The following is a 20,659-nucleotide window of genomic DNA, read 5'->3' as shown; positions in this document are numbered from 1 at the left end:
CCCCACTGTACCCGGGGGACGGTCCCCTTTGGGGGGGGCCCACCCGCCTTGACCGATGACCCCCTTGGTCGGGGGGGGGGGGGGGGAGGGGGGGGGGGGGGGGGGGGGGGGGTCGGGGGGGGGGGCCCCCCCCCCAGCCCGGTGTGCACGTAACTGCCGTCAGCGGGGCGTTACTCGAGCAGCTCCGCGTACGAACCCATGGCGAGCGCGATGTCAGCCTGGGCCCAGAACCGGTGGTAGGTGAACGTCGGCGCCGCCCCGCCCGCCAAGTAGGCCTCGACCTTGGACCAGTTGGGGTCGCTCTTGTGGAAAGAGCGCAGCGAGGAGAAGGTCGACGAGTCGACGATGAGTCGATCTTGTCGCCGTTCGGCATCGTGTTCGTCCAGCCGCTCGGCACGTAGACCGGGTCGTCGAACCGGCTGTAGTCGGCCCGGGTCTCGGGCGCGGCGATGCCGAGCGCGTCCTGGTCGTGCTCCCACATGCCGTCGAGCAGCGCCTTCGCCGTCGTCTTCGCCTGTGCGTCGCCGGACTTGGCGGCGTAGTAGGTCAGGGTCTTCGCGTTGCGACCCCACGTACAGCGGTAACCCGCACAACAACAACCACATGTCCGGAGCGCTGCCCAACGCGCCGGTATCCGGCCACTGGTTCTCCGCCCAGTTCCAGGAACTCATGAAGAACGCCTACCCCGCACTGTAGGTACACGCAGACCGCACGCCGCCGGGGCCCGGGGCCGTACGCTCCCGGGCCCCGGCGGACGGCCGCCTCGACCACAGATCTACTCGAACGGCAACGCGGCGTGCCCGTGCGCGTGCCGCCTGAGCACCCCTGGGAGCACACCCAGAGGTAGGCACGAAGGCGGTGGACAAATGAACTCTCGTTGCCGTGCCGTGCCGGGCCCTGCCGTGCCGGGCAGGGCAGGGCAGTTCGGTCGGGCCCTCGGCATCGTCGCAGGGCGCACGCGGCCGGAGCCGGGGCCGGCATCGAGCTCCTCCGAGCGCTCAACCGGCCGACTCGTCTACTCGCCGGCCCACTGAAACGCTCGGTGTCACCGACGGTGTCAGCTACTCAAGGGGGGAGCCGAGGGTGGTCGCCGGGCAAGGACCTCGCGGGCGAAGTCGGCGAGGGACATTGCCTTGGCTCGGGCTGTGGTGCGTAGCCAGGCGAGGGCGTCGTTCGTGCTGATCTGCTGGGCGACGGCGAGGATGCCGATGGCGGTACTGATGTCGCCCTGATCGGCGGTGGCCCTGGCCTGCTCGCTGATGTCGCCCTCCAGGTCGGCCAGCAGCACAGCGGTCGCGATCTGGGCGAATACCTCCGCGTCGACGGGTGGTTGTGTGTTCCCCCTGCCGCGGTGGTAGAGGGTGAGGGTACCCACGGTCGTGGTGGCGGTGGACAGGGGATAGGCGAACGCGGCACCGACGCCGATACGGCACGCCGCATCCGTGAACAGCGGCCAGCTGGAGCTGCGCTGGTCAAGCACCGGCACCAGAACAGGCTCGCCGGTGGCGAACGCGGTCAGAGACGGGCCGCTGCCGGTGGTCCACTGCAGTTCCTCGGCCTGCTGCCCCCACGAGGAGGTGACAGCGAGCTGGACGTTGTGAGACCCGCTGCCGTGCAGGGTGATGACGGCGGCGTCGGCACCGGGCAGCTCCCGTACCGCACAGTCGCACACCGCGGCGAGGCATCCACTGCCGGGCAGGCCCTGACGGGCGGCATGGGTGATCCTGTGCCACAACGAGTCCCGCCGGGCAAGACCGGCCGCCGACATGCCACCAGTGCCGCCCGCCCCCGCTGGCAGGTCAGCCGACTTCGCCAGTCCGGTCGCCTGGAGGGCGCGCTGGTGGAAGGCGAGGGCCAGCAGCGCGCCGCGCAGCAGCGGGGTCGGCTGCCCCGCACTCTCCGGCACCCCGCTCCCATCGGCATGGCGCAGCGACTCGTACACCGTGGTGATGTCCTCGACATGATGCAGAGCACCCACGACGCGGCCATCGGCGTCCATCAGCGGGGAGTTGACAGGACTCCAAGCCTTGATGCGGAAGACGCCGGGAGCCTGGGAATCGGGGATGTCGTAGCGCTGGATCCCCATGTCGTGAGGGGTGCCGCGGCGCATGACCCGCTCCAGCGACGCGCTGAGGTTGCGCACGCCGGTCGAACCGGTGTCCCCGGGATTGTCCGGGAAGGCGTCGAAGAGGAACGCGCCGATCAGTTCCTCGTGCGAGCGTCCGGTGGCACGCAGGTAAGCCGGGTTGACGCCACGGATGTAGAAATTCGTATCCAGCAGCAGATACGGCGCCGTGGTCACCTTGAACACGAGACTGTCGGACGTGGCCCGCAGCGCGTCATGCACCAGCACACACCTCCCGGCATCGGACGAAGACGGCTGCTTGCATAGCGTAGCCACTCGAGCCGGACGCCAGCAGTCATATGCGACACCGCGCACCTGTCCATGCCCTGGTTCGACCGAGGCTCCTACGGCGCCGGCCCGCCGGATTCGACAACGAGCACTACAGAAAACGAACACCGTCGAACGGGCCGCCCCCGCTCGGGCTCGCTACGCGGCTGGACGCGGATGCTGAGGTGCGCCGCTTCGATCCTCCGACGCGGTGGCTGGTGAGGACGCCGACTGCAACAACCGTACGGGTGCGTCTGGTTGGAGCCTGCGGATCGGGCCGCCGGGCGGGTGCGTGAGACGATCGGGAAACAGGCCACAAGGGGAGGGATTTCATGGGGGACAGGGGTCGGCTGCATGTCAGTGCGGAACTGGCGGGGGTGCTGGAGCGGATCGACGCGCTCGGTGAGATGCTTGATGAACGGGCGGATGCCGCCGAGGAGTTGGGGAGACTGCCGGAGGACACGGCGCGGGCGCTGTTGGACGCGGGGATCGTGCGGGCCGAGCTGCCGCTGAGCCTGGGCGGGTACGAGTTCGCGCCGCGGCAGCTGATCGAGACGGTGGAGCGGGCGAGTTACCACGACGCCTCGGCCGGGTGGACCATGTTCGCGCTGCAGCTGATGACCGGGACCACCGCGGCGTACCTCGCCGGGGAGGCGGCGGCCGAACTGTTCCCCGACGTGCCGAACGGGAAGCATGCGCTGCTCGCCGGGCATGGCACGCGCCCCGGCCGGGCCGTCCCCGTGGAGGGCGGCTACCGGGTCAGCGGCGCCTGGCAGTTCGCCTCCGGGATGGCGCACGCCACCCACATCCACAGCGCGATCCAGGTCGAGGGCACCGATGAACTGCGGGTCCTGGCCATGCCGAAGTCGCAGGTGACCCTGGACGGCAACTGGGACGTGCTCGGGCTGCGCGCGACGCACAGTATCGATTACCACTGCACTGATGTGTATGTGCCGCACGCGTACACCTACGTCGCGACCACCAGCGCGCCGGTCAACGGCGGCGCCGTCTACCGCCTGGGCTTGGTCAACATGTCGGCGATCGGGCACACGGGCTGGGCCCTCGGTGTCGGCCGTCGGCTTCTGGACGAGCTGAAGCGGGTCGCCGCGGCGCGGTCCGGCTCGCGGGGCGCCGCGGTCGACACCTCCCAGTTCCACGCCGAGTACGCGACGGCGGAGGCAAAGCTGCGGGCCGCCCGGGCCTGGGTGAACGAGGTCTGGCAGGACGTCGAACAGACTCTGGACCAGGGTGAGTTGCCAAGCGCGGAGCAGGACACTTTGATCCGTCTCGTTCTGAACCACACGACCTCGACCGTGTACGAGGTGGGCCGCACCGTTCACCGCTGGGCCGGCTCGGCGGCGATCCGCCGCGGCCCGGTGGACCGCTTCCTGCGCGACCTCGGCACGGGCACGCAGCACATCACGTCGAGCCCGGTCGTGCTCCAGAACTGCGGCAAGTGGCTGAGCGGTGCTCGGCCGGACGCCCGCTGGAGTTTCCTGGATCTGGCCTGACCGTCCGGGGCTGGCGCCCGGGTCCCGCCCGGGGTCGGCTCTGCCAAGGATCCGCCCCCGCCGTCGTGCCGTTCCGACGGATCCCCGGACTTCTTGCCGGACCGACTGCCCGGTAGTTGTTTCCCTCGCGTGCGGGGACGATTGTCTGCGACCGAGACAGGGCATACCTTTGCGCCCCTCCTACCGGTCGACTTGCCAGTCGCTGGGCCCGGCCGACCCGCCCGCCCGTCCCGGCACTCCGACGGACAGGCCGCACATTGCGAGGACACTCGCCTCGGTTGCCCAGCTGCGAGTCGAGCACCCGGTCGGCCCGGTTGTGGCCGCAGCAGGTTCGCCGGGAACCCGTCGTCTGTACGGTGCCGTGCATGAGCGAGGACATACAGCGGGTGCAGGCGGCTTGGGCCCGGATGGAGCGGTGGTTGGCCGAGCACGCGCCGCTGTCGCATCAAAGCTTGCTTCCGCCAGTGCCCGACGAGGAGATCGGCGAGGCGGATGCGAAGCTGCGCCGACAGCTGGGGTTCGGGCTTCCTGAGGAGCTTGTCGCTCTGTGGCGGCTGTGCGGGGGCGTGGAGCACCAGGTCATTGAGGAAGACGAGGAAGGCGAGGTCGGCTCGGGGGCGTTCTTGCCCGGTGGGATCATCCTGTCTCCGGGCCAGGCGCTGGGGCCCCGGCTTCCCGGCGTCGGGCGTAAGGATCCCTGGGGCGGTCTGGCCGCGGTTCCGTGGTTGACCGGTGACGAGGCTGGCCCTGAATCCGGTCACTGGGTGTCCGGCGACGGGGTGGGCCGCTGGTACCTGAGCGAGCCGCCGGAAGGCCCTGCTGGATTTCCGTCGCTCGCCGGCTACCTCGACGAAGTGTTCACCACCCTCACCGAGGGGCCGGCCGAGCGGATGGGATCCGACGTGCCCGGTCTGGTGTGGGGCTGCCTGATCTGGGACGACCCGACGCAGCAGCCGCCGTGGCGCACTCTGGACGAGGCGTTCGCCCACTGGCGGCCGGTGCATTGACCGTGCAGCCGGGGCCCCGCCGCCGCGTGGGGCGCCGGGCGGGGCCCGTGTTGCGATGGCGCTGCTATGGCCTGGCAATCGTGCGGACCAGGTCCGCCTGGACGGGGCACAGCCCTTGTGCCAGGCGTTGCCCGGATCCAGCAGGTACTGGGCCGGTGCCCCGTGAACAGGTCGGAGGCGCGCCGGGAGACGGGTGGCTGTCGACCTGCGGGACCGCACCTCCCCGAGGTGTTGTCGGGGGCTGAAGTCCCGGAAGCACCGGGGGTGGCCGGCGGCGTCGCTCCCGAGTGCGGCGGGGGTAGGGCAGATTGCGCCCGAAGGTGGTCGTGAAGGAGCCCGGCATGGCGTAGGCGGCGAGATCGCGCCGTCCCGCCTGCGCCACCGGCAGTGCCACCAACGCCATGGCGCCTTCAAGTACTTCGACGAGCGCGATCTGCTCGGCTTCGTCGACGGCAGCGAGAATCCCGATGGGGGAGCCGCGGAAGACGCCGTGTACGTCGGCGACGAGGACCCCGATTTCAAGGGAGGCAGTTATGTGATCGTCCAGAAGTATCTGCACGACATGGCGGTCTGGAACGCTCTGTCGTCGGACGAGCAGGAAAGGGTCATCGGCAGAACGAAGTTGGCGAACATCGAGATCCCCGATGGCGTCAAGCCCGCCGACTCCCATGTCGCACTCACCACGATCACCGACGAGGACGGGACCGAACGCAAGATGGTTCGGGAGAACATGCCGTTCGGCAACCTCGGGAACAGGGAGTTCGGCACCTATTTCAGCGGCTACGCCCGCACCCCTGACGTGACAGAACAAATGCTCAGGAACGTGTTCGCGGGAGGCCGGCCAGGCCTGCACGACCGTATTCTCGACTTTTCGACGGCGGTCACCGGATGCCTGTTTCACGTCCCGACCGCCGATTTCCTCGATGACCTGCCAGCCGCCCCCGGCGACACGATGCCGGCCGACGGCTCATCGGGGATCGGCAGGCTGAAAGGAAACCGATGACCACGCCCACCGGCATGAACAATCTGCATCGCGAGCCGGCCCCGATCATCTCCAAGGCGTGGGGGAGATCGAGGACGAGGCGGTCGGCACCGGCCACCTGTCCACCATCGAGGCGCCGGCGTGGGGGGCAATTGTCTGTGACGACCCGTGGTCCATGTTTTCACTGTCCGACTTCTTCGTTCTGCGGCGCTCGTTCCCGTGTTCTCTTTCGACAGCCTGCGTTCCGGGCCCGGCGTGGCCAATACCTCTGTGCGGTTGCGGTGAGCAGTTCCGTTTCGCCCGACAAGACGGTGTTCCCGCCGTCTCCCGCTCCGCTTGCAGGGCGGTGGACATCGCGATTTAGTTGTACGGACCCCCTCGGTGCCAGGAGCTGTCATGTCGATGTCCTTCGGTTCAGGGTTCGGTTCCGCTGACCCCTTCAGTGAAATGCTGAATCGGTTCTTCGGAATGTCACCGGCGTCATCTCCTCCTGCCGTCCAGCGAGTCCCCATCGGACGGCTCCTGACAGAGTCGTCGCACGAACTCCTCAATCTGGCCGCGCAAAGAGCGGTCCAGGACGGCACCCCCGACCTTGACACAGAGCACCTGCTCTGGGCGTCCACCCAGGTCGATCCCGCTCGAAAGCTGCTCTCCCAGGTCGGCGTGAACCCCGACAAGCTCGCGGAGGAGGTCGCCGATGTCCTTCCGCAGGAGTCCGGTGAGCCGTCCGCGGAACCGGGACTCACACCGGCGGCCAAACGCACCCTGGCAACGGCCTACGCCCACTCGCAGGCGGCCGGGGTCTCGTACATCGGACCCGAGCACATTCTCAGCGCGCTCCTCGACGACGCCGACTCCGGGGCCACCCGCATGCTGCGCGCGGAGGGCCTGGACCCGGAGAGACTGTCGGGCCTCGCGGACCAGGCGGCTCGCGCGGACGGGATCCCGTCCGACGGAAAGAAGGAGAAACCGGCCACGACTCTGGACGAGTACGGGCGGGACCTGACGGATGAGGCGAAGGCCGGAAAGCTCGACCCGGTGGTGGGCCGGGCCGACGAGATCGAGCAGACGGTAGAGATCCTCTCCCGGCGTTCCAAGAACAACCCCGTACTCATCGGTGAGCCCGGCGTCGGCAAGACCGCCATCGTCGAGGGCCTGGCGCAGCGGATCGTGGCGGGCGAAGTCCCGGGGACGCTGAAGGACAAGAGGGTCGTCTCGCTCGACCTGTCCGGCATGGTGGCCGGCGCGCAGTACCGCGGCCAGTTCGAGGAGCGACTGAAGAAGGTCATCGAGGACGTCCAGGCGGCCAGTGGCAACATCATCCTGTTCATCGACGAGCTCCACACCGTCGTGGGCGCGGGCGCGACCGGCGAGGGATCGATGGACGCGGGCAACATGCTCAAGCCCGCGCTCGCCCGCGGTGAGCTGCACGTTGTCGGCGCGACGACCATCGACGAGTACCGCAAGCACATCGAGAAGGACGCCGCACTGGAACGTCGATTCCAGCCTGTGCTGATCCCGGAGCCGACCGTCGAGCAGACGGTGGAGATCCTGGAAGGCCTGCGGGACACGTACGAAGCTCACCACCAGGTCCGCTTCGCCGACGGCGCCCTCGCGGCAGCCGCGGAACTGTCCGACCGCTACATCAGCGACCGCTTCCTGCCCGACAAGGCCATCGACCTGCTGGACCAGGCAGGAGCCCGCGTACGTTTGCGCAGCGCAGGCCGCTCGACCGAGGTCATCAGCCGCGAGGACCGCCTCGCCAAACTCCGCCGCGAGCAGGCACACGCCGTGGCGAGCGAGGACTTCGAGAAGGCCTCGGAGTTCAAGCGGCAGGTCGCCGAGCTCGAGGGCGAGCTCGCGGGGATCGATGAGCGGCGCGAGGGCGTCGTCTCCGTCACGGCGTCCGACATCGCCGATGTCGTCTCCCGCCGTACAGGTATCCCCGTCTCCCAACTCACCGCCAGCGAAAAGGAGAAGCTCCTCAAGCTCGAGGAGGAGATGCACGGCAGGATCGTCGGCCAGGACGAAGCGGTCACTGCCGTCTCGGAGGCCGTGCGCCGCAACCGCGCGGGCATGGGCGACCCGAACCGGCCCGTCGGCTCGTTCCTCTTCCTCGGCCCCACCGGCGTCGGCAAGACCGAACTGGCCAAGACACTTGCCGAGTTGCTGTTCGGCGACGACGATCACATGATCCGCTTCGACATGAGCGAGTTCCAGGAGAAGCACACCGTCGCCCGGCTCGTCGGAGCCCCTCCTGGATACGTCGGCTACGAAGAGGCCGGCCAGCTCACGGAGAAGGTCCGTCGCCAGCCCTACAGTGTGGTCCTTTTCGACGAGGTGGAGAAGGCGCACCCCGACGTCTTCAACACGCTCCTTCAGATCCTCGACGACGGACGCCTCACCGATGGCCAGGGCCGCACGGTCGACTTCCGGCACTGCGTCGTCATCATGACGTCCAACATCGGCGCCCACCGCATTCTCGACCACAAGGGCGATGTGTCCGAGATCAAGGACGACCTGATGGAGGAACTGCGGGCACGCTTCCTGCCGGAATTCCTCAACCGCATTGACGACATCATCATCTTCCACAGCCTCACCGAGGTTGACCTGTCGCAGATCGTCGATCACCTCCTGAAGCAGAGCGAGCACAGGGTGCATGCCCAGGGAATGAAGCTGGAAGTCACGGAAGCGGCCAAGAAGCTCCTCGTCGCCCACGGCCGCCAGCCGGAATTCGGTGCCCGCCCGCTGCGCCGCACGATTCAGAGCGAACTCGACAACCGCATCGCCTCGCTTCTGCTGAGCGGTGAGGCCGAGCCGGGCGACACCATCGTCGCCGACGTGGTGAACGACACTCTCCACTGCACCGTGCGCCGGGAAGCTGCCGGGGCGGACGACACCACGGAATCCGCCAAATCCACCGACGGCGATCAGTGAGCGTTTTCCCCCCTCATATTGAGGCGTGGTGAAGGACGAGGGCGGCCTTCACGATGTCGGTGATGCGGTTGGTGCTGCAGCGGGTCGAACCGGGCAAGACCGGCGATGCCCAGAGCAGGCGGCCGACCGGATCGGTGAGGACCTGCACGTTCATGCCGTGGAGTTTATGTTTTCCCGAGTAGTACGGGGTGTAGGCGGCGATGCGGTCGATGGGGAGCAGGGTGCCGTCGAGGATGACGAACGCCTTGGTCCGGATCGTCTTCCTCGCCCCGGCCAGGGACGGGGCGAGGGCGGCCAGCACTTCGACGGCCTCGTGTATGTAGCGGAACGCAGTCGATCGATGATGGATAGACAAGCACGTGAAGCTCCTGGCGGCACGGGTGATCTTGGTCGAAAACCCGTCTACCAGGAGCTTCCTCGTTGCGCAGGAGTGTCCAACTCTCGGCCAGCACCGTGAGGTTGAAAGAGCCTCAGTGGCGTCAACTCGTCAGCGTGGATGCACTGTTGTGGCAACGCAACGGCAGCACATCCACGCAGTTCCTGCGCCTGCGCCTGCGCCCGCGCCCGATCAGGTCGTGGGGACGAGCTGCGCTCAGCAATGCGGCACCGGGCAGCGGAACGGGCGGTGTGGTTCGTCATGAGGGCGGACCCTTGTGTCCGCCGCTGAACCGGACACCGTTCCGCTCGCAGAATCCTTTCGCCTGCTGGGCCGGCCAGCGGGCGTCAGCAGCCCAGGGGCCATGCGGACTTCCTCATGCCTTGGAACGCTGCTGTGCGTGGGCCCCTGTGCGGGTGCGGTGCTTGGAGGAAAGCTGGCCGATGAGTTCCCAGAAGCACACCAGGGCGGTGATCGGTGGAATTCCGAGGGTCACGAAAGCCAGCACCGAGCGGGAAGAGTGACTGACACACAAGGCCACGGCCATGGCGGAGGTCACCAGCAGGACACCCCAGGAGCGTCGCGCAGGCTGGTGCTGAACGGTCGCCCGCAGAACCGAGAGAGCGGCAACGAACCACGGACCATAGACAGTGAGCGGCCACCATTGCGCCAGCTCCACCGGCAGGACGTACTCGGCAATCGTACGGAGTTGGCCGTAGGTATAGGTGATGGACCAGCCCAGCAGGCACGCCGCGCACACCGCGATCGCGGCGAACAGGACCGTCACCTGGGTGATGCGCTGACCGGCCACGAGGAATTGCGGTTTCTGCCGCATACGCCTGCGTTCGATGCGGGACAGCGGCTGGTCCGCGGGTTCGGGAGGCGGCTTGGGACCCGATACCGCGGCCAGCATCTCGGCCAATTGCTCTTGGGACAGCGGATGGTCCGCGTGCTCCGGAAATAGCCTCGGCCCCGATGCCGTGGACAACATCTCGGCCAGATCCTCCTCCAGGCCCCGGCGGCTCAGCGTGGCGTCGAGGCCGACTCCGTCCCAGGACTGCTGGGCTGGGATGGGGACGCTGTCGTACGGTTCCAGCGTGTCGTGCTCTGGCCTCCGGGGATATCGCGAAATGTAAGTGCTTTCCCTGCCGTTGTGCCAGTCGTCCATCCGGGTTCCTTCGTGCCGTTGCGTGGAGTGTTCTGCTGGAGCGTGGAACCCGGCCGGTGGCGCCGGTGCGGGCCATTGTCGGCATGCCCCTCGCATGCCGCCCCCAGAGCTTCGGTTCTCATCGTCCTGATCTCGTTCAAAAATCATCCGACAGGCCGGAGATGCTTCCGCCACTGGTCAACCGATATACGGTGCCGATCGACGGGAGAATCGTTTCTCCGTACCCACCTGGCCCTTTCACCTCCGCATAACGAACAAGGTCGGAAAAAGGGATGCCCGGCGATCGGGTGATCGGATCACGCGAATGGGCTACACCAAGCCCTGTCTCAAACGCTTGGCCGACAAACACGACGGTCGAAGCCGTGACTCAGCACGAGCGGGTTCCTGTGCCACCCGCTGCCGGCCCCGGATCGAGTCCGTCGGCACGCCTGAGATGCCCGGCCAGTTCGCCCAGGGCCAACAGGCGACTCGCCCCGCAGGGAGGCCCGCCAACTCAGGCTCAGGAAAACCTGCGGGAGCTGACCGGTCTTCTCCAGGGCATCGGCGTAGTGCCTCCGGGCCTACGAAGGGGCGATGCGTACCAACCGGCCGAGGTCGTGGCCTGATGCGGCTGCCGGACCGGCGGGCGCAACCGCGGTGAGCTGGTCCGGCAGCCAGGGAGCGCGACGCCAAACCGGCGGCTGACTCCATGGGGGCAGTGGTGGCCCTGGCCCGCACCGCGCGGTCAGCGACCGGGCCAGGGACGGTGGAGGGCGAGGACCGTCCATTCCGCATCCGCCCGGCCGGGGACGAGACGGCCGTCGGTCTCCCACTGCTGGGCGAGTTCGAAGAAGATCGGTTCCAGCTCGGGGCGGGGGACCGTTTCGCCTCCGCCGCGCTGTACACCGATGACGGGCGTCATCGGCATCGCCGTAGTCACGCCGGGTTCAACGCCGAGTGGTACGTCCGCACTACTCACGGGCCTGACCTGCTTCCCGGAGGGCGGCGCGGGCCTGGTCGGCGTCGATGATAAGCGCGAACTCGCGGAATGCGAGTGCCATCACGTCGTCCGGGGTGGCCTGTCGACCCTTGGGAGCACGGTGAGCAGCGAGCTGGGCGGCGCCGAGGGCCACGATCCGCTCACGTTCCGCGTCGTTGACGGTGTCGTCCTTGAGAGCAGCCAGGACCTGCCGCCACAGCGTCACCGCGTCCTCCTGCTCCTGAAGGGCGGCACCGCAGCCGCGAGGTTCTCAGCGTCCATGTCGATGTTGTCGGCCTCGGCTGGAGCGGACCGGCGGGTGAAGTCGCCCTGCCCGGGGCCGACATCCAGGACTGGACCAGGCTTGCCCCAGTGGCATCCGTAGATCATGCGCCGGCTGTCGCGAACAGTCAGGGCCGGACGGCGGGGAAGGCGCTCCCGGTCGGCGCCGTCCGCTACCAAGTCGACCAGTGACACTGCAGAAGTGATGAACGCTTTCGTGCGCAGAGCGCCGTGCGTCAGCTCGGTACCTGAAGGCAGGCTGGCCCTCTTCCCGGTGCCGGCCACGACGGCCGTGTCTTCGTCGGAGCGGTACGCCACATGGGTGGCCTCCGGCCAGAAGGCGACCTGATCCAGGAAGCTCTGGCCGACGGGGACACACGTTGCTCGCGAGGCGTGGGCAAGCCGGCTCGCCGCGTCGTGCGAGGCGAAGAACAGCGGCGCCCCGCAGCTGTCGGCACAGTCTCGCAAGTGGCGGACGTCGAACAGTGAACTCGCCGGAACGACGGTCGCGCCGATGCGCAGGATACCGAAGGAGAGTACGGAGAGGGCCGGGATGTTCGGCAGTATGACCGCCACCCGGTCGCCGGACCGCACACCGTGGGCGAGAAGCCCGCCCGCCACGCGCGCGCTGAGCTCGTCCAACACAGCCAGGCTCAGAAAGCCGTCATCGACGCGGACCGCGGGTTGTTGCGGATACCTCGCGGCTGCGTCCTGCAGATCGGTGGCGAGATTGGTCACTTCGTCGTTCTCCCAGAGGCATGGATCAAGGTCATCGGGCCGTCGGCCCGGGCGCGCCCTTTCGGGCTCCAGGCACAGTCATGTCAGCTGTGACGATCGTCATGGATCGCCTCGGGCGCGGCTATGTATCCACCGACAGGGAATCCTGTCGACCGCGACAATTACCCTGGCGGGGACGGCAGATGACGGCGATCCCCGAGGGCAGCTGCTCTACGATCGGGGAATGCAGGACTCAAGACAGGACGAGCTCATTGCCGACATCGCCCACGCGCTGAGCCTCAGGCTCGACGAGATCGTCGCCAGCATGGCCGATCAGATCTACAGAGAGATCGAGTTCTATCGGAACATGGTCGTGAGGCCGGAAGACCTGCATGATTCTCTGCGCCGGAACGTCGGCTTCGTCCTCGCTCATCTCACCGACCCCGGGTCGGCGTCGGTCGACCTGTCCGGGCCCACCGCGACCGGCCGTCTGCGCGCCCAACAGGGTGTGCCGCTGCCAGAGATCCTGCGTGCCTACCGGTTGAATTTCGGTCTCTTCTGGGACCAGCTCCGGGCGGAGGCACACAACGCAGGAACGGAAGCGATGAGTGCGCTCCTGCATACAGCCACCCGTATTTGGGACCTGTCGGACAGCTACTCCTCGGCAGTCACAGATTCCTACCGGGAAACCATCGCCGAGCGGCTGGTGGAGACAGACCGACGCCGCTCGGCCCTGGTCGCCGCTTTGACCGACGGACCGCTTTCCGGCAGTGACACCATCTGGGAAGTAGCACGCATGCTCAAGTTCCCCTACCAAGGGAACTTCCTCCTGGTAGTGGCCGAGACCCTCAAGGCCGGCGATTCCCCGCTGCCCGGACTGGAGGCAAGACTGCGGGCCCTTGACGTCAGGTCGGCGTGGCGCGCGCAGCCCGGCCACGAAATGGCCGTGCTCTCCTGCCCACGTCGGCGGCCGGTCGGCCAACTCTTCGATGCCATCCGTGCCACGACGACCGGGCGAGCGGGGGTCAGCCCTGCCTACGAGCACCTGGACCAGACCTCCCGGGCGCTGCGCTACGCCCAGGTCGCGTTGGAGTCGCTGCCCACAGGTTCCCCAGCCGTACGCCAACTCGACGACACTCCGCTGACGGAACTGGTGATGAGCAACCTGGAAACCACGCGGCGCGCGGTCTACCGCGTTCTCGGTGGTGTTCTGTCACTGCCCGAGGACGACCGCACCACGCTCCTCAAGACAGCCCAGGCTTGGCTGCAGGCAAACGGGTCGGCCGCCGAGGCCGGGCAGGTTCTGTGCTGCCACCAGAACACGGTGCGGTACCGCATGCATCGCCTGGAGGAATTTCTGCGCGGCTCCCTGGACAACCCGAAGATCGTCGCCGAGCTCACCATGGCACTGGATGCCGTGGGAACGTTTCCGGACCTGCTGAAGCACCATCACTCATCCGGCCCCACCGGCTCCCAGCCGGAAGCGACGAACAGCGGGCCGCCCAGCTGACAACCGACCCCAGTGGGGACCGGTCAACGGCGGAGTGTCCCGGCCCTCGACGCGGTGGTCACATCACGGTCATATATCCGGCTTCCTCGCCCGGACCCGGACGGTCACTGAGCCCTTTTCAAGCTGACGGAGATGACCTCTTGCACTCGGCGGTAGATGTCGCAGTCACCACCGAAGCCAGAAGGCCCTCACCCATGCAAGACCGAGCTCGCGTCGCCAACGTGCCCGAACAGCGCACCTAGCGCTCAGTGTTCGATGCTCCTTCTCGGGGACGGCTGCTGTGGTGTGAACACGAGGCGATATTCCTCAAGGCCGGTGCGTGGCCCTGACCAAACTGAGCGCGGGCGTCACCTTCTACTCGGCCGTCACCGAGCGTCTGGGGGTTGCGGAGCCCACCGAGGTGAGGATATCGACGGTGCGGTTGCCGAGCTCGAGTTCGTGGGCCTGCTGTGTACGGCGCCGGAGCTCGCCGGCCGGCTTGCTCCGGCGCCACCTTCAGACGTCAGGTGCCGGCAGGTTTGTCGGACACGGTCGCGCTGACCGGTGTGCCCGCCTCGACGGTGCGGCTGACCGTGCAGAGCCGGTCGTGCGAAGTCTTCACGGCCCGGGGCAGGATCGTGCGGGCGCGCTCCCCTGACGGCCCGTCCGGGAACGCGACAGAGAAGGCGACTTCGAGCTCCGACATCCGGTTGCCGCTCTCGTCCTCGACCTTGCTGCCGGTCACGGTGACGGAGAACGTGGTCGGCTCCTCGTGACGACTCGTGGCGACCTCCACGTCGGCCGCGGTACAGCCGCCGATCGCCGCAAGGAACAACTCGACCGGAGTGAAATCGGCGCCCTCGCCGGTGCCGAAGCTCAGCGTGCCCCCGCGAGTATTGGTCGCGGTGAACCGGCCCGGGCCGGCCCGCTCGATGGTGACAGAACGCAGCGAATTGTCAGTCATGGCGACGACAGTACTGTCACGCCCCGCGGCCCGTCCTCAGGCCGCGCCCGCCCGTACGCCGTGCTGCGCCTGATCGCCCGGAGGACGGCCCCGCAGGACAGCCGGGAAGCGGGGGAACCGTGCGCTGTCGGCCGTTGCCGGGAATGGGAGGCGGATACGCCGGTGCCGCGGGGGCGGGCAGCGGGATTGGGACGACCCACGGCCAGGTGTGGGCTCCCGAACGGGCGGTGGGGGAGGCCGTGAGCCACGGGCCGGTGTACTAGGCCCGGCAGGACACGTCATGCCCGGGTAGTCTGCCGTCCGCCAGATAGGCGTTGACCTGCGCGTCCGCGCACGAGTTGCCGTACTCGCCGTAGATCCCGTGCTGTTTGGCGCCGGGCAGGGTCACCAGGCGGGAACGGGACCACCGTTCGCGGACCTGTTGCGCGCCGGAGTAGGTGCTGCGGGTGTCGCCCGTGGCGTTGACCAACAAGGCAGGGACGTCGTTGTCGACCACGGTCGGTGCTTCCGTCGGGCGGTTCCAGAACTCGCACGCTGTGATGTTGTACGACAGTGGGGCGGCGAAGGGATGTTTCTCGCGGCTGGCCTGGATGTCGCGCCAGTAACTCTCGGTGCCGCGCTCCGTCGCGACATCTCCGCACAGGATGGCGGCCTGCGCGCTGCCCTGCTGCGAACCGGCCTTGGTAGTCATGGCTGCCAACAGCTCGGAAAACCCCGCTCCAGGTTCGACGTGCTGCCCGCCGGCGGCGCGCGCGAGCGTTCGGATCGCGGTGGCCAGGGCGGCCCGAGGCTTGTCCAGGTCGCTGCCGAGGCCGCTGAAGTAGACCAAGGGAACGAAGTGTTCGTCGACCCGGAAGTCGCCGACCTGTAGGGGCTTTTCGGCCGCGGCCTGCTGGATACGGCGCACGGTGGTCAGCACAGCGTCGGCGGTGCGGCCCAGGGCATAGGTATCGTGGCGGGCGGCAGTCCAGGCTGCCCAGGCGTGCAGCGCCTGTTCGTTGGCTTCCGTGGAGTCGGCGAGGAGTGTCTGGGAATATCGGGCGGGGTCGAGGACACCGTCCAGCACCATGCGGTCGGTGCGGCCGGGGAACAGCTCGGTGTAGACCTGTCCGAGGTAGGTGCCGTACGAGTAGCCGAGGTAGGAGATCCGCTGCGCGCCCAGCGCGGCCCGGACGACGTCCATGTCCCGGGCGGTGTTGCGGGTGCTGACGTAGGGCAGCACCTCTGCGTTCGTCTCTCGGCACCGCTTCGCCAGGTCGCGCTGACGGGCGACCGAGTGCTTGAACCCGGACCGGCCCTTGCCGGCCGAGAAGACCGTGGAACCGATGTCCCAGCCGCAGTCCAGCGGCGTGGAGCGGCCGACGAAGCGCGGGTCCAGGCCGATGAGGTCGTACTTCTTGGCGACCTCTCCCATGGCTGCGCCGACTGTGAGCGGCATGTCGAGACTCGGCCCGCCGGGGCCGCCGTTGTTGAGCAGCAGCGGGCCGACGCGATGTGCCGGGTCGGCGGCGCGGAGCCGGGATATGGCGACGGTGAGGGTCCGGCCGCCGGGGTCGGTGTAGTCGAGCGGCACGGTGAGGTCGGCACACTGGGCGCCGGCGTCATCGAGCTTCTGCCCTGTGGGGTCGTCGGGGCCCAGCGCGCAGTCGTGCCAGTCGACGTCCTGGGCGTGGTACTGCCCGAGCTCCGACAGCTCCTGGGTCGCATGCGAGGCTGTGACGGGTGACGTTCCCGCTGTCACGGCCAGCATCACGACACCGGCAATGGCCACTTGCCCACCTCTGGTCATCTGCATATACGGCACGCTAGGGGCGCGATCGCCCGGTATCGCTGTGGCCAACCCCCGAGTCGTGCCTAGGGGTAGCCCTACTGCGGGGGAGTGGCGTGGGGCCATCCGTCCCTGGGGGCTGGTACGCAGGGCGGACAGGTAGCGGCATGATCTGCGGCTGGCTGGCTGGCTGGCTGGCTGGCTGGCTGGCTGGCTGGCTGGTTGTGCTTGATGGCCGCTGGGGTGGGTGCCATAGCGCACGTGCTGCCGCCTGTTGCTGCGCTGGTCCGCCAGATGGCCCTGTGCGGTCGGCCTGGAGGGTGGTGCGGGATGGTCACATGGAGTGGCGCTGACGCCCATGTCTGCACCTCAACTGCAGCTTCAGCCTTGACCTCAGCCTCAACTTCCGTTGCCTGCTGTGCTGGGGACTGGGATGTGAGGGCAGGCACCTTTACGGGGCGGCGTCTTGGATGTGCAGGAGATGACGGATGCTGCTCTGGGAGTGCGCGGGGTGTGGGGGAGAGATGCTGGGCAGCAGCTCCCACTGTGCGGTGCTTGCACTGGATGACCCATGTGCGGCCCAGCGGGTCAGTCATGCGACCAGTTCAGAAGTGATGCCGATGGCCCCCGCTCACAGAGCAGGGGCGCCCAGATTTGTGCTTGTCAGCCACGCTCGTGCGGATTCCCCAGGAAGGGGAAGTCGGTGCGCAGGTCGGTGTGGGGCCGCAGCCCGTCGTGGGGCACGGCGCCGTTGCTGAGTTGGGCGATCCCCATGTTGATGACATCGTCGGTGAGGTTACGGCCGTTGGGGAATCCTGCGGCGCTTGCGTAGTCATACGTCAGAAGGTCGGGGAGCAAGCTTTCCGCGAGAGCGGTAGCCCGGTCCTTGGGGTGGCCCGCGTGCTCGAAGACGTGCGCGAACTTATCGAGGAAGCCCTCGCGGTCGGCAGACGGCTCCTGCTGATTCCAGACTCGCTTGTCGGCGTCGTTCTGGTTGAAATTGTTGTCGATCCCGGGCCGCCCGGCCCGGTCGCCCTGGACCAGTCGGCCCTCGTGCGGGACCAGGACTCTGGCCCAGATACCCACCTGCGGGTTCGGGCCGAGAGTGCTGTTGGGGACTTCCAGCACGATGCCGAACACGTTCTTGTCGGCGAAGAAGTCCTTGCCGGTCCAGTGGAATTTGTCGTTCGCGCCGACTGGATCGGCGAAGAACGGGTCGCTGCGGAGCCCGGCGAAAAGCCTGAAGTCGCCCGCCACGGTGATCTGCGGCTCGGAGCCGAAGGTCACTTGCGCGTTGAGGAGGACCGTGTCCCCGGCGTTGAGGTCGGCCGCAGCCTCCCGGCCGGTCGTCAGTTGCAGGGTTGCGGTCTGCGCGCTGTCCTGCACCGGTGAGAAACGTATGCGGAAGGCGATGTCGGTGACCGCGTCGGCGTCGGTGTCCACGCCGACTTCGTAGACCGACTCGTGGTCGACGGCGTCGTCGGTGATCGGCGAGGTCGGATTGATGTTGATCACCAGGATCGTCTTGCTCGCATCGCCTGGCTTTTGAAATACGTAGAGATCGGTGATGTGGCTTCTGGGATCCAGGCTCGTGGGACTGATGCCCAGGCCGGAGACGTGGTGTGCCATTCCGGAACTCCTGTCGGGTGGCTGTGGCTGTGGCGGTGCAGTGGAGCATCGGGCCGTACGGCGCGGAAGACGCAGGGCCCGGCGCTGCCCTCCCGTCCGGGACGATCACCCGCCGCCGACCTGCTTGCCGTCGTTGCCTCCCTCCTGGCTTGAAACGTCGAGAGCAACGGTCTTCCTGCCGCCGTCGGCTGCATATCCGTCATCCGGCGTATTCGCGGTGACCGGGCCCGCGACCACACCCGGTCACCGAAACTGGAACCACAGCATGACCACCTTCGAGGCGAGCACAGGCCACCACTGCACAACGCCGTAAGCCCCCGCCGGTGTGCCAGGCCGCCCCTCTTCCCCGTCGCCGCGATCGACGACCCGGCGCTGCCGGAGGTGCTGGCCGAGCTGGCGGCGGCGCGGGCGGACGAGATGGATGCCGACACCGTCCTTAACCGGGAGCTGTCCATCGCGCGCAACCAGGAACCGGTGGCACACCCACTTGTTCCGACGTGCTGGCCACGCCCGCCGGCCACGAAGCCGCCGTGGGCGGGGAGGATCAGTTTTGCTTGGTGCAGATCTGGCGGACAGCCACCGCCTGAACCGAGTCGAAGGGACCGCGGGGCCACCCGAATGGGGACGGCCCCGCTTTTGGTCTACACAAGTACGCCTTGCCGTGCCACGGCACTGCAAGGCATGCCACCAACCTCGACGCAGAGCACTGGTACCGCGAGCTGCCGGGCACACCCGATGCTGACCAAAGCCTTGACAGGGCTGGACAAGATTTCCAGACTCATCTCCGCAACCGCATGTTTACGTAAACATCGTTGCGCGCATCCCCCACATTCCGACAGGGAGAAACCCATGTCCGCGAAGGCGCAAAGGAGAACACCGAGGCCCGAGGGGCGGCAGGCGAGAGGCGCGACCGCCCTTCTGCTCGCCGCCCTGGCCGGGCTGCTCCTCTCACTTCTGTCCCCCCTGGGCTCGGCCCAGGCAGCCCCCGCCGCAGCCCCCGCCGCCGTCACCATCACCAACGGAACCCAGTTCACCGACCCGAACGGCGACGTCGTGCACGCCCACGGTGGCGGTGTGATCAAGGTGGAGGGTTACTACTACTGGTTCGGCGAGAACCGGAACGAGGACAATACCTTCCGGTATGTCTCCGCTTACCGCTCCACCGACCTGAAGACCTGGGAGTTCCGCAAGAACGTCCTGACCCAGAAGACCGCCCCGGAGCTGGAGAGCGCCAACATCGAGCGCCCCAAGGTCATCTACAACAAGGCCACCGACACGTTCGTGATGTGGATGCACAAGGAGAACGCGAGCGACTACGGCGAGGCCCGCGCCGCCGTGGCGGTCTCCTCGACCGTCGACGGCGACTACGCCTGGCGGGGCAGCTTCCGGCCGCTCGACCACATGTCACGGGACATCACCACGTTCGTCGACGACGACGGCACCGGTTACATGATCTCGGCGGCGAACGAGAACGCCGACCTGCACGTCTACCGGCTGTCGGGGGACTACACCAAGGTGGACTCGCTGGTGCGCAAGTTGTGGGAGGGCCGGTCGCGTGAGGCCCCGGCCATGTTCAAGCGCGACGGCCGGTACTTCCTACTGACGTCCGGCGCCACCGGCTGGTCCCCGAACCAGCAGAAGTACAGCAGCGCCGAGAGCATCACGGGTGACTGGACCGAACTGAATGACATCGGCAACGGGAAGGCGTACGGCTCGCAGACCGCGTACGTCCTGCCGGTCCAGGGCACATCGGGTACGTCATACCTCTACATGGGCGACCGCTGGGGCAACTCGATGGGAGGGAACGTCAACGACTCCCATTACGTGTGGCTCCCGCTGGACTTCCCCACCAGGGAGACGATGACGATGGACTACTACCCGCAGATCTCCGTCGACGCGGAGGCCGGCAAGGTGAGCGGCACCGGGAGCTGGGAGACGCTCACCGCGGAGCACAGCGGGAAGTGTGCCGACGTCGCCGACGAGTCCCTGGGTGACGGCGCGATCGCGGTCCAGTGGTCCTGCTCCCGGGGCAGCCTCAACCAGCAGTTCTGGTTCCAGGACTCCGGTGACGGCACGGTCCGTGCGATGCTCCGGCACAGTGGGAAGTGCCTAGACGTCCGTGACGCCTCCACCGAGGACGGCGCCGCCGTCGTCCAGTCCGCCTGCGGCGAGGGCGACAGCCAGCGCTGGACCGTGCGGAACGCCACCGGGGGCGGCGTTCACCTCGTGGCCCGGCACAGCGGCAAGTGTCTCGACGTGCAGAACCGGTCCACCGGTGACGGGGCGCCCCTGATCCAGTGGGCCTGCGACGGCGAAGCCACCAATCAGCGGTGGGAGCGCGCCGGTTCCTGAACCCTTCCGGGCCCCTGCGCCCGTGGGGGGGGGGGGGGGGGGGGGGGGGGGGGGGGGGGGGGGGGGGGGGGGGGGGGGGGGGGGGGGGAAAAAACCCGCACGCCGAGAACTACGGCGGGCGAAGAGG

General features: G+C 67.9%; 14 protein-coding genes and 2 pseudogenes. 6 read left to right on the top strand and 10 right to left on the bottom strand.

The genetic code is table 11. The features are described 5' to 3' along the window. Positions 1-170 precede the first annotated feature (170 nt). Both ACZ5CR_RS36995 and ACZ5CR_RS36990 read right to left on the bottom strand, forming a co-directional pair. Positions 171-559 (bottom strand): annotated as a pseudogene (locus ACZ5CR_RS36995) (glycoside hydrolase family 48 protein); the annotation flags it as partial. A 498-nt stretch (positions 560-1,057) separates the two neighbouring features. Further along, a complete protein-coding gene (locus ACZ5CR_RS36990; protein ID WP_468865884.1) occupies positions 1,058-2,353 on the bottom strand; it encodes a PAS domain-containing protein in 1,296 nt (431 codons plus the stop codon). A 371-nt stretch (positions 2,354-2,724) separates the two neighbouring features. On the opposite strand from ACZ5CR_RS36990, the gene ACZ5CR_RS36985 reads away from it, so the two are divergent. The 4 genes from ACZ5CR_RS36985 (at position 2,725) to ACZ5CR_RS36970 (ending at position 8,829) form a co-directional block, all read left to right on the top strand. After that, positions 2,725-3,903 carry an acyl-CoA dehydrogenase family protein gene (locus ACZ5CR_RS36985; protein WP_468865883.1) on the top strand — a complete coding sequence of 393 codons (1,179 nt, stop codon included), beginning with the start codon at positions 2,725-2,727 and terminating at the stop codon, positions 3,901-3,903. Positions 3,904-4,268: 365 nt separating this feature from the next. After that, positions 4,269-4,910: an SMI1/KNR4 family protein gene (locus ACZ5CR_RS36980; protein WP_468865880.1), complete on the top strand. Its 642-nt coding sequence runs from the start codon at positions 4,269-4,271 to the stop codon at positions 4,908-4,910. A 193-nt stretch (positions 4,911-5,103) separates the two neighbouring features. Further along, positions 5,104-5,913 (top strand): Dyp-type peroxidase, encoded by an 810-nt coding sequence (locus ACZ5CR_RS36975; protein ID WP_468865878.1) that lies wholly within the window; start codon positions 5,104-5,106, stop codon positions 5,911-5,913. A gap of 375 nt (positions 5,914-6,288) precedes the next feature. Next, positions 6,289-8,829: an ATP-dependent Clp protease ATP-binding subunit gene (locus ACZ5CR_RS36970; RefSeq protein WP_468865876.1), complete on the top strand. Its 2,541-nt coding sequence runs from the start codon at positions 6,289-6,291 to the stop codon at positions 8,827-8,829. Between the two features lie 85 nt (positions 8,830-8,914). On the opposite strand, the pseudogene ACZ5CR_RS36965 reads toward ACZ5CR_RS36970, so the two are convergent. From ACZ5CR_RS36965 to ACZ5CR_RS36945, 5 genes and pseudogenes are all read right to left on the bottom strand, one after another. Beyond that, positions 8,915-9,166: pseudogene (locus tag ACZ5CR_RS36965) on the bottom strand (transposase family protein); the annotation flags it as partial. A 415-nt stretch (positions 9,167-9,581) separates the two neighbouring features. Next, positions 9,582-10,373 (bottom strand): DUF2637 domain-containing protein, encoded by a 792-nt coding sequence (locus ACZ5CR_RS36960; RefSeq protein WP_468865874.1) that lies wholly within the window; start codon positions 10,371-10,373, stop codon positions 9,582-9,584. Positions 10,374-11,097: 724 nt separating this feature from the next. Beyond that, positions 11,098-11,274: a hypothetical protein gene (locus tag ACZ5CR_RS36955; protein WP_468865872.1), complete on the bottom strand. Its 177-nt coding sequence runs from the start codon at positions 11,272-11,274 to the stop codon at positions 11,098-11,100. Between the two features lie 49 nt (positions 11,275-11,323). Continuing rightward, positions 11,324-11,557 carry a hypothetical protein gene (locus ACZ5CR_RS36950; RefSeq protein WP_468865869.1) on the bottom strand — a complete coding sequence of 78 codons (234 nt, stop codon included), beginning with the start codon at positions 11,555-11,557 and terminating at the stop codon, positions 11,324-11,326. Beyond that, positions 11,554-12,351, bottom strand: coding sequence for an AMP-binding protein (locus ACZ5CR_RS36945; RefSeq protein ID WP_468865868.1), 798 nt, complete (start codon positions 12,349-12,351; stop codon positions 11,554-11,556). Before ACZ5CR_RS36945 ends, ACZ5CR_RS36950 begins: the two co-directional genes overlap by 4 nt. A 223-nt stretch (positions 12,352-12,574) precedes the next feature. Between ACZ5CR_RS36945 and ACZ5CR_RS36940 the strand changes: the two genes are divergently transcribed. Further along, positions 12,575-13,840: a PucR family transcriptional regulator gene (locus ACZ5CR_RS36940; protein WP_468865867.1), complete on the top strand. Its 1,266-nt coding sequence runs from the start codon at positions 12,575-12,577 to the stop codon at positions 13,838-13,840. A gap of 502 nt (positions 13,841-14,342) precedes the next feature. Here the strand turns inward: ACZ5CR_RS36940 and ACZ5CR_RS36935 are convergent. The 3 genes from ACZ5CR_RS36935 to ACZ5CR_RS36925 all read right to left on the bottom strand — a co-directional run bounded on the left by ACZ5CR_RS36935 (position 14,343) and on the right by ACZ5CR_RS36925 (position 18,180). Continuing rightward, positions 14,343-14,783: an OsmC family protein gene (locus ACZ5CR_RS36935; RefSeq protein ID WP_468865866.1), complete on the bottom strand. Its 441-nt coding sequence runs from the start codon at positions 14,781-14,783 to the stop codon at positions 14,343-14,345. A 259-nt stretch (positions 14,784-15,042) separates the two neighbouring features. Next, the gene (locus ACZ5CR_RS36930; protein ID WP_468865865.1) at positions 15,043-16,578 is read right to left on the bottom strand and encodes an alpha/beta fold hydrolase; all 1,536 of its coding nucleotides are present in this window, start codon (positions 16,576-16,578) and stop codon (positions 15,043-15,045) included. A 636-nt stretch (positions 16,579-17,214) separates the two neighbouring features. Further along, a complete protein-coding gene (locus ACZ5CR_RS36925) occupies positions 17,215-18,180 on the bottom strand; it encodes a DUF4331 family protein (protein ID WP_468865863.1) in 966 nt (321 codons plus the stop codon). Positions 18,181-19,029: 849 nt separating this feature from the next. Here ACZ5CR_RS36925 and ACZ5CR_RS36920 point away from each other — a divergent pair. After that, positions 19,030-20,532 (top strand): RICIN domain-containing protein, encoded by a 1,503-nt coding sequence (locus ACZ5CR_RS36920; RefSeq protein ID WP_468865861.1) that lies wholly within the window; start codon positions 19,030-19,032, stop codon positions 20,530-20,532. The last annotated feature ends 127 nt before the right edge of the window (positions 20,533-20,659 follow it).

This window comes from Streptomyces sp. NPDC031274, from assembly GCF_055570235.1.
Note: the sequence above shows the minus strand (reverse complement) of the source record. Positions and strands in the feature narration are given on the sequence as shown.

Excerpts from the sequence above, each read along its gene's own strand:
- ACZ5CR_RS36985 (WP_468865883.1), top strand. The coding sequence starts at position 2,725 with ATGGGGGACAGGGGTCGGCTGCATGTCAGTGCGGAACTGGCGGGGGTG.
- ACZ5CR_RS36980 (WP_468865880.1), top strand. The coding sequence starts at position 4,269 with ATGAGCGAGGACATACAGCGGGTGCAGGCGGCTTGGGCCCGGATGGAG.
- ACZ5CR_RS36970 (WP_468865876.1), top strand. The coding sequence starts at position 6,289 with ATGTCGATGTCCTTCGGTTCAGGGTTCGGTTCCGCTGACCCCTTCAGT.
- ACZ5CR_RS36960 (WP_468865874.1), bottom strand. The coding sequence starts at position 10,373 with ATGGACGACTGGCACAACGGCAGGGAAAGCACTTACATTTCGCGATAT.
- ACZ5CR_RS36955 (WP_468865872.1), bottom strand. The coding sequence starts at position 11,274 with ATGACGCCCGTCATCGGTGTACAGCGCGGCGGAGGCGAAACGGTCCCC.
- ACZ5CR_RS36940 (WP_468865867.1), top strand. The coding sequence starts at position 12,575 with ATGCAGGACTCAAGACAGGACGAGCTCATTGCCGACATCGCCCACGCG.
- ACZ5CR_RS36935 (WP_468865866.1), bottom strand. The coding sequence starts at position 14,783 with ATGACTGACAATTCGCTGCGTTCTGTCACCATCGAGCGGGCCGGCCCG.
- ACZ5CR_RS36930 (WP_468865865.1), bottom strand. The coding sequence starts at position 16,578 with ATGCAGATGACCAGAGGTGGGCAAGTGGCCATTGCCGGTGTCGTGATG.
- ACZ5CR_RS36925 (WP_468865863.1), bottom strand. The coding sequence starts at position 18,180 with ATGGCACACCACGTCTCCGGCCTGGGCATCAGTCCCACGAGCCTGGAT.
- ACZ5CR_RS36920 (WP_468865861.1), top strand. The coding sequence starts at position 19,030 with ATGTCCGCGAAGGCGCAAAGGAGAACACCGAGGCCCGAGGGGCGGCAG.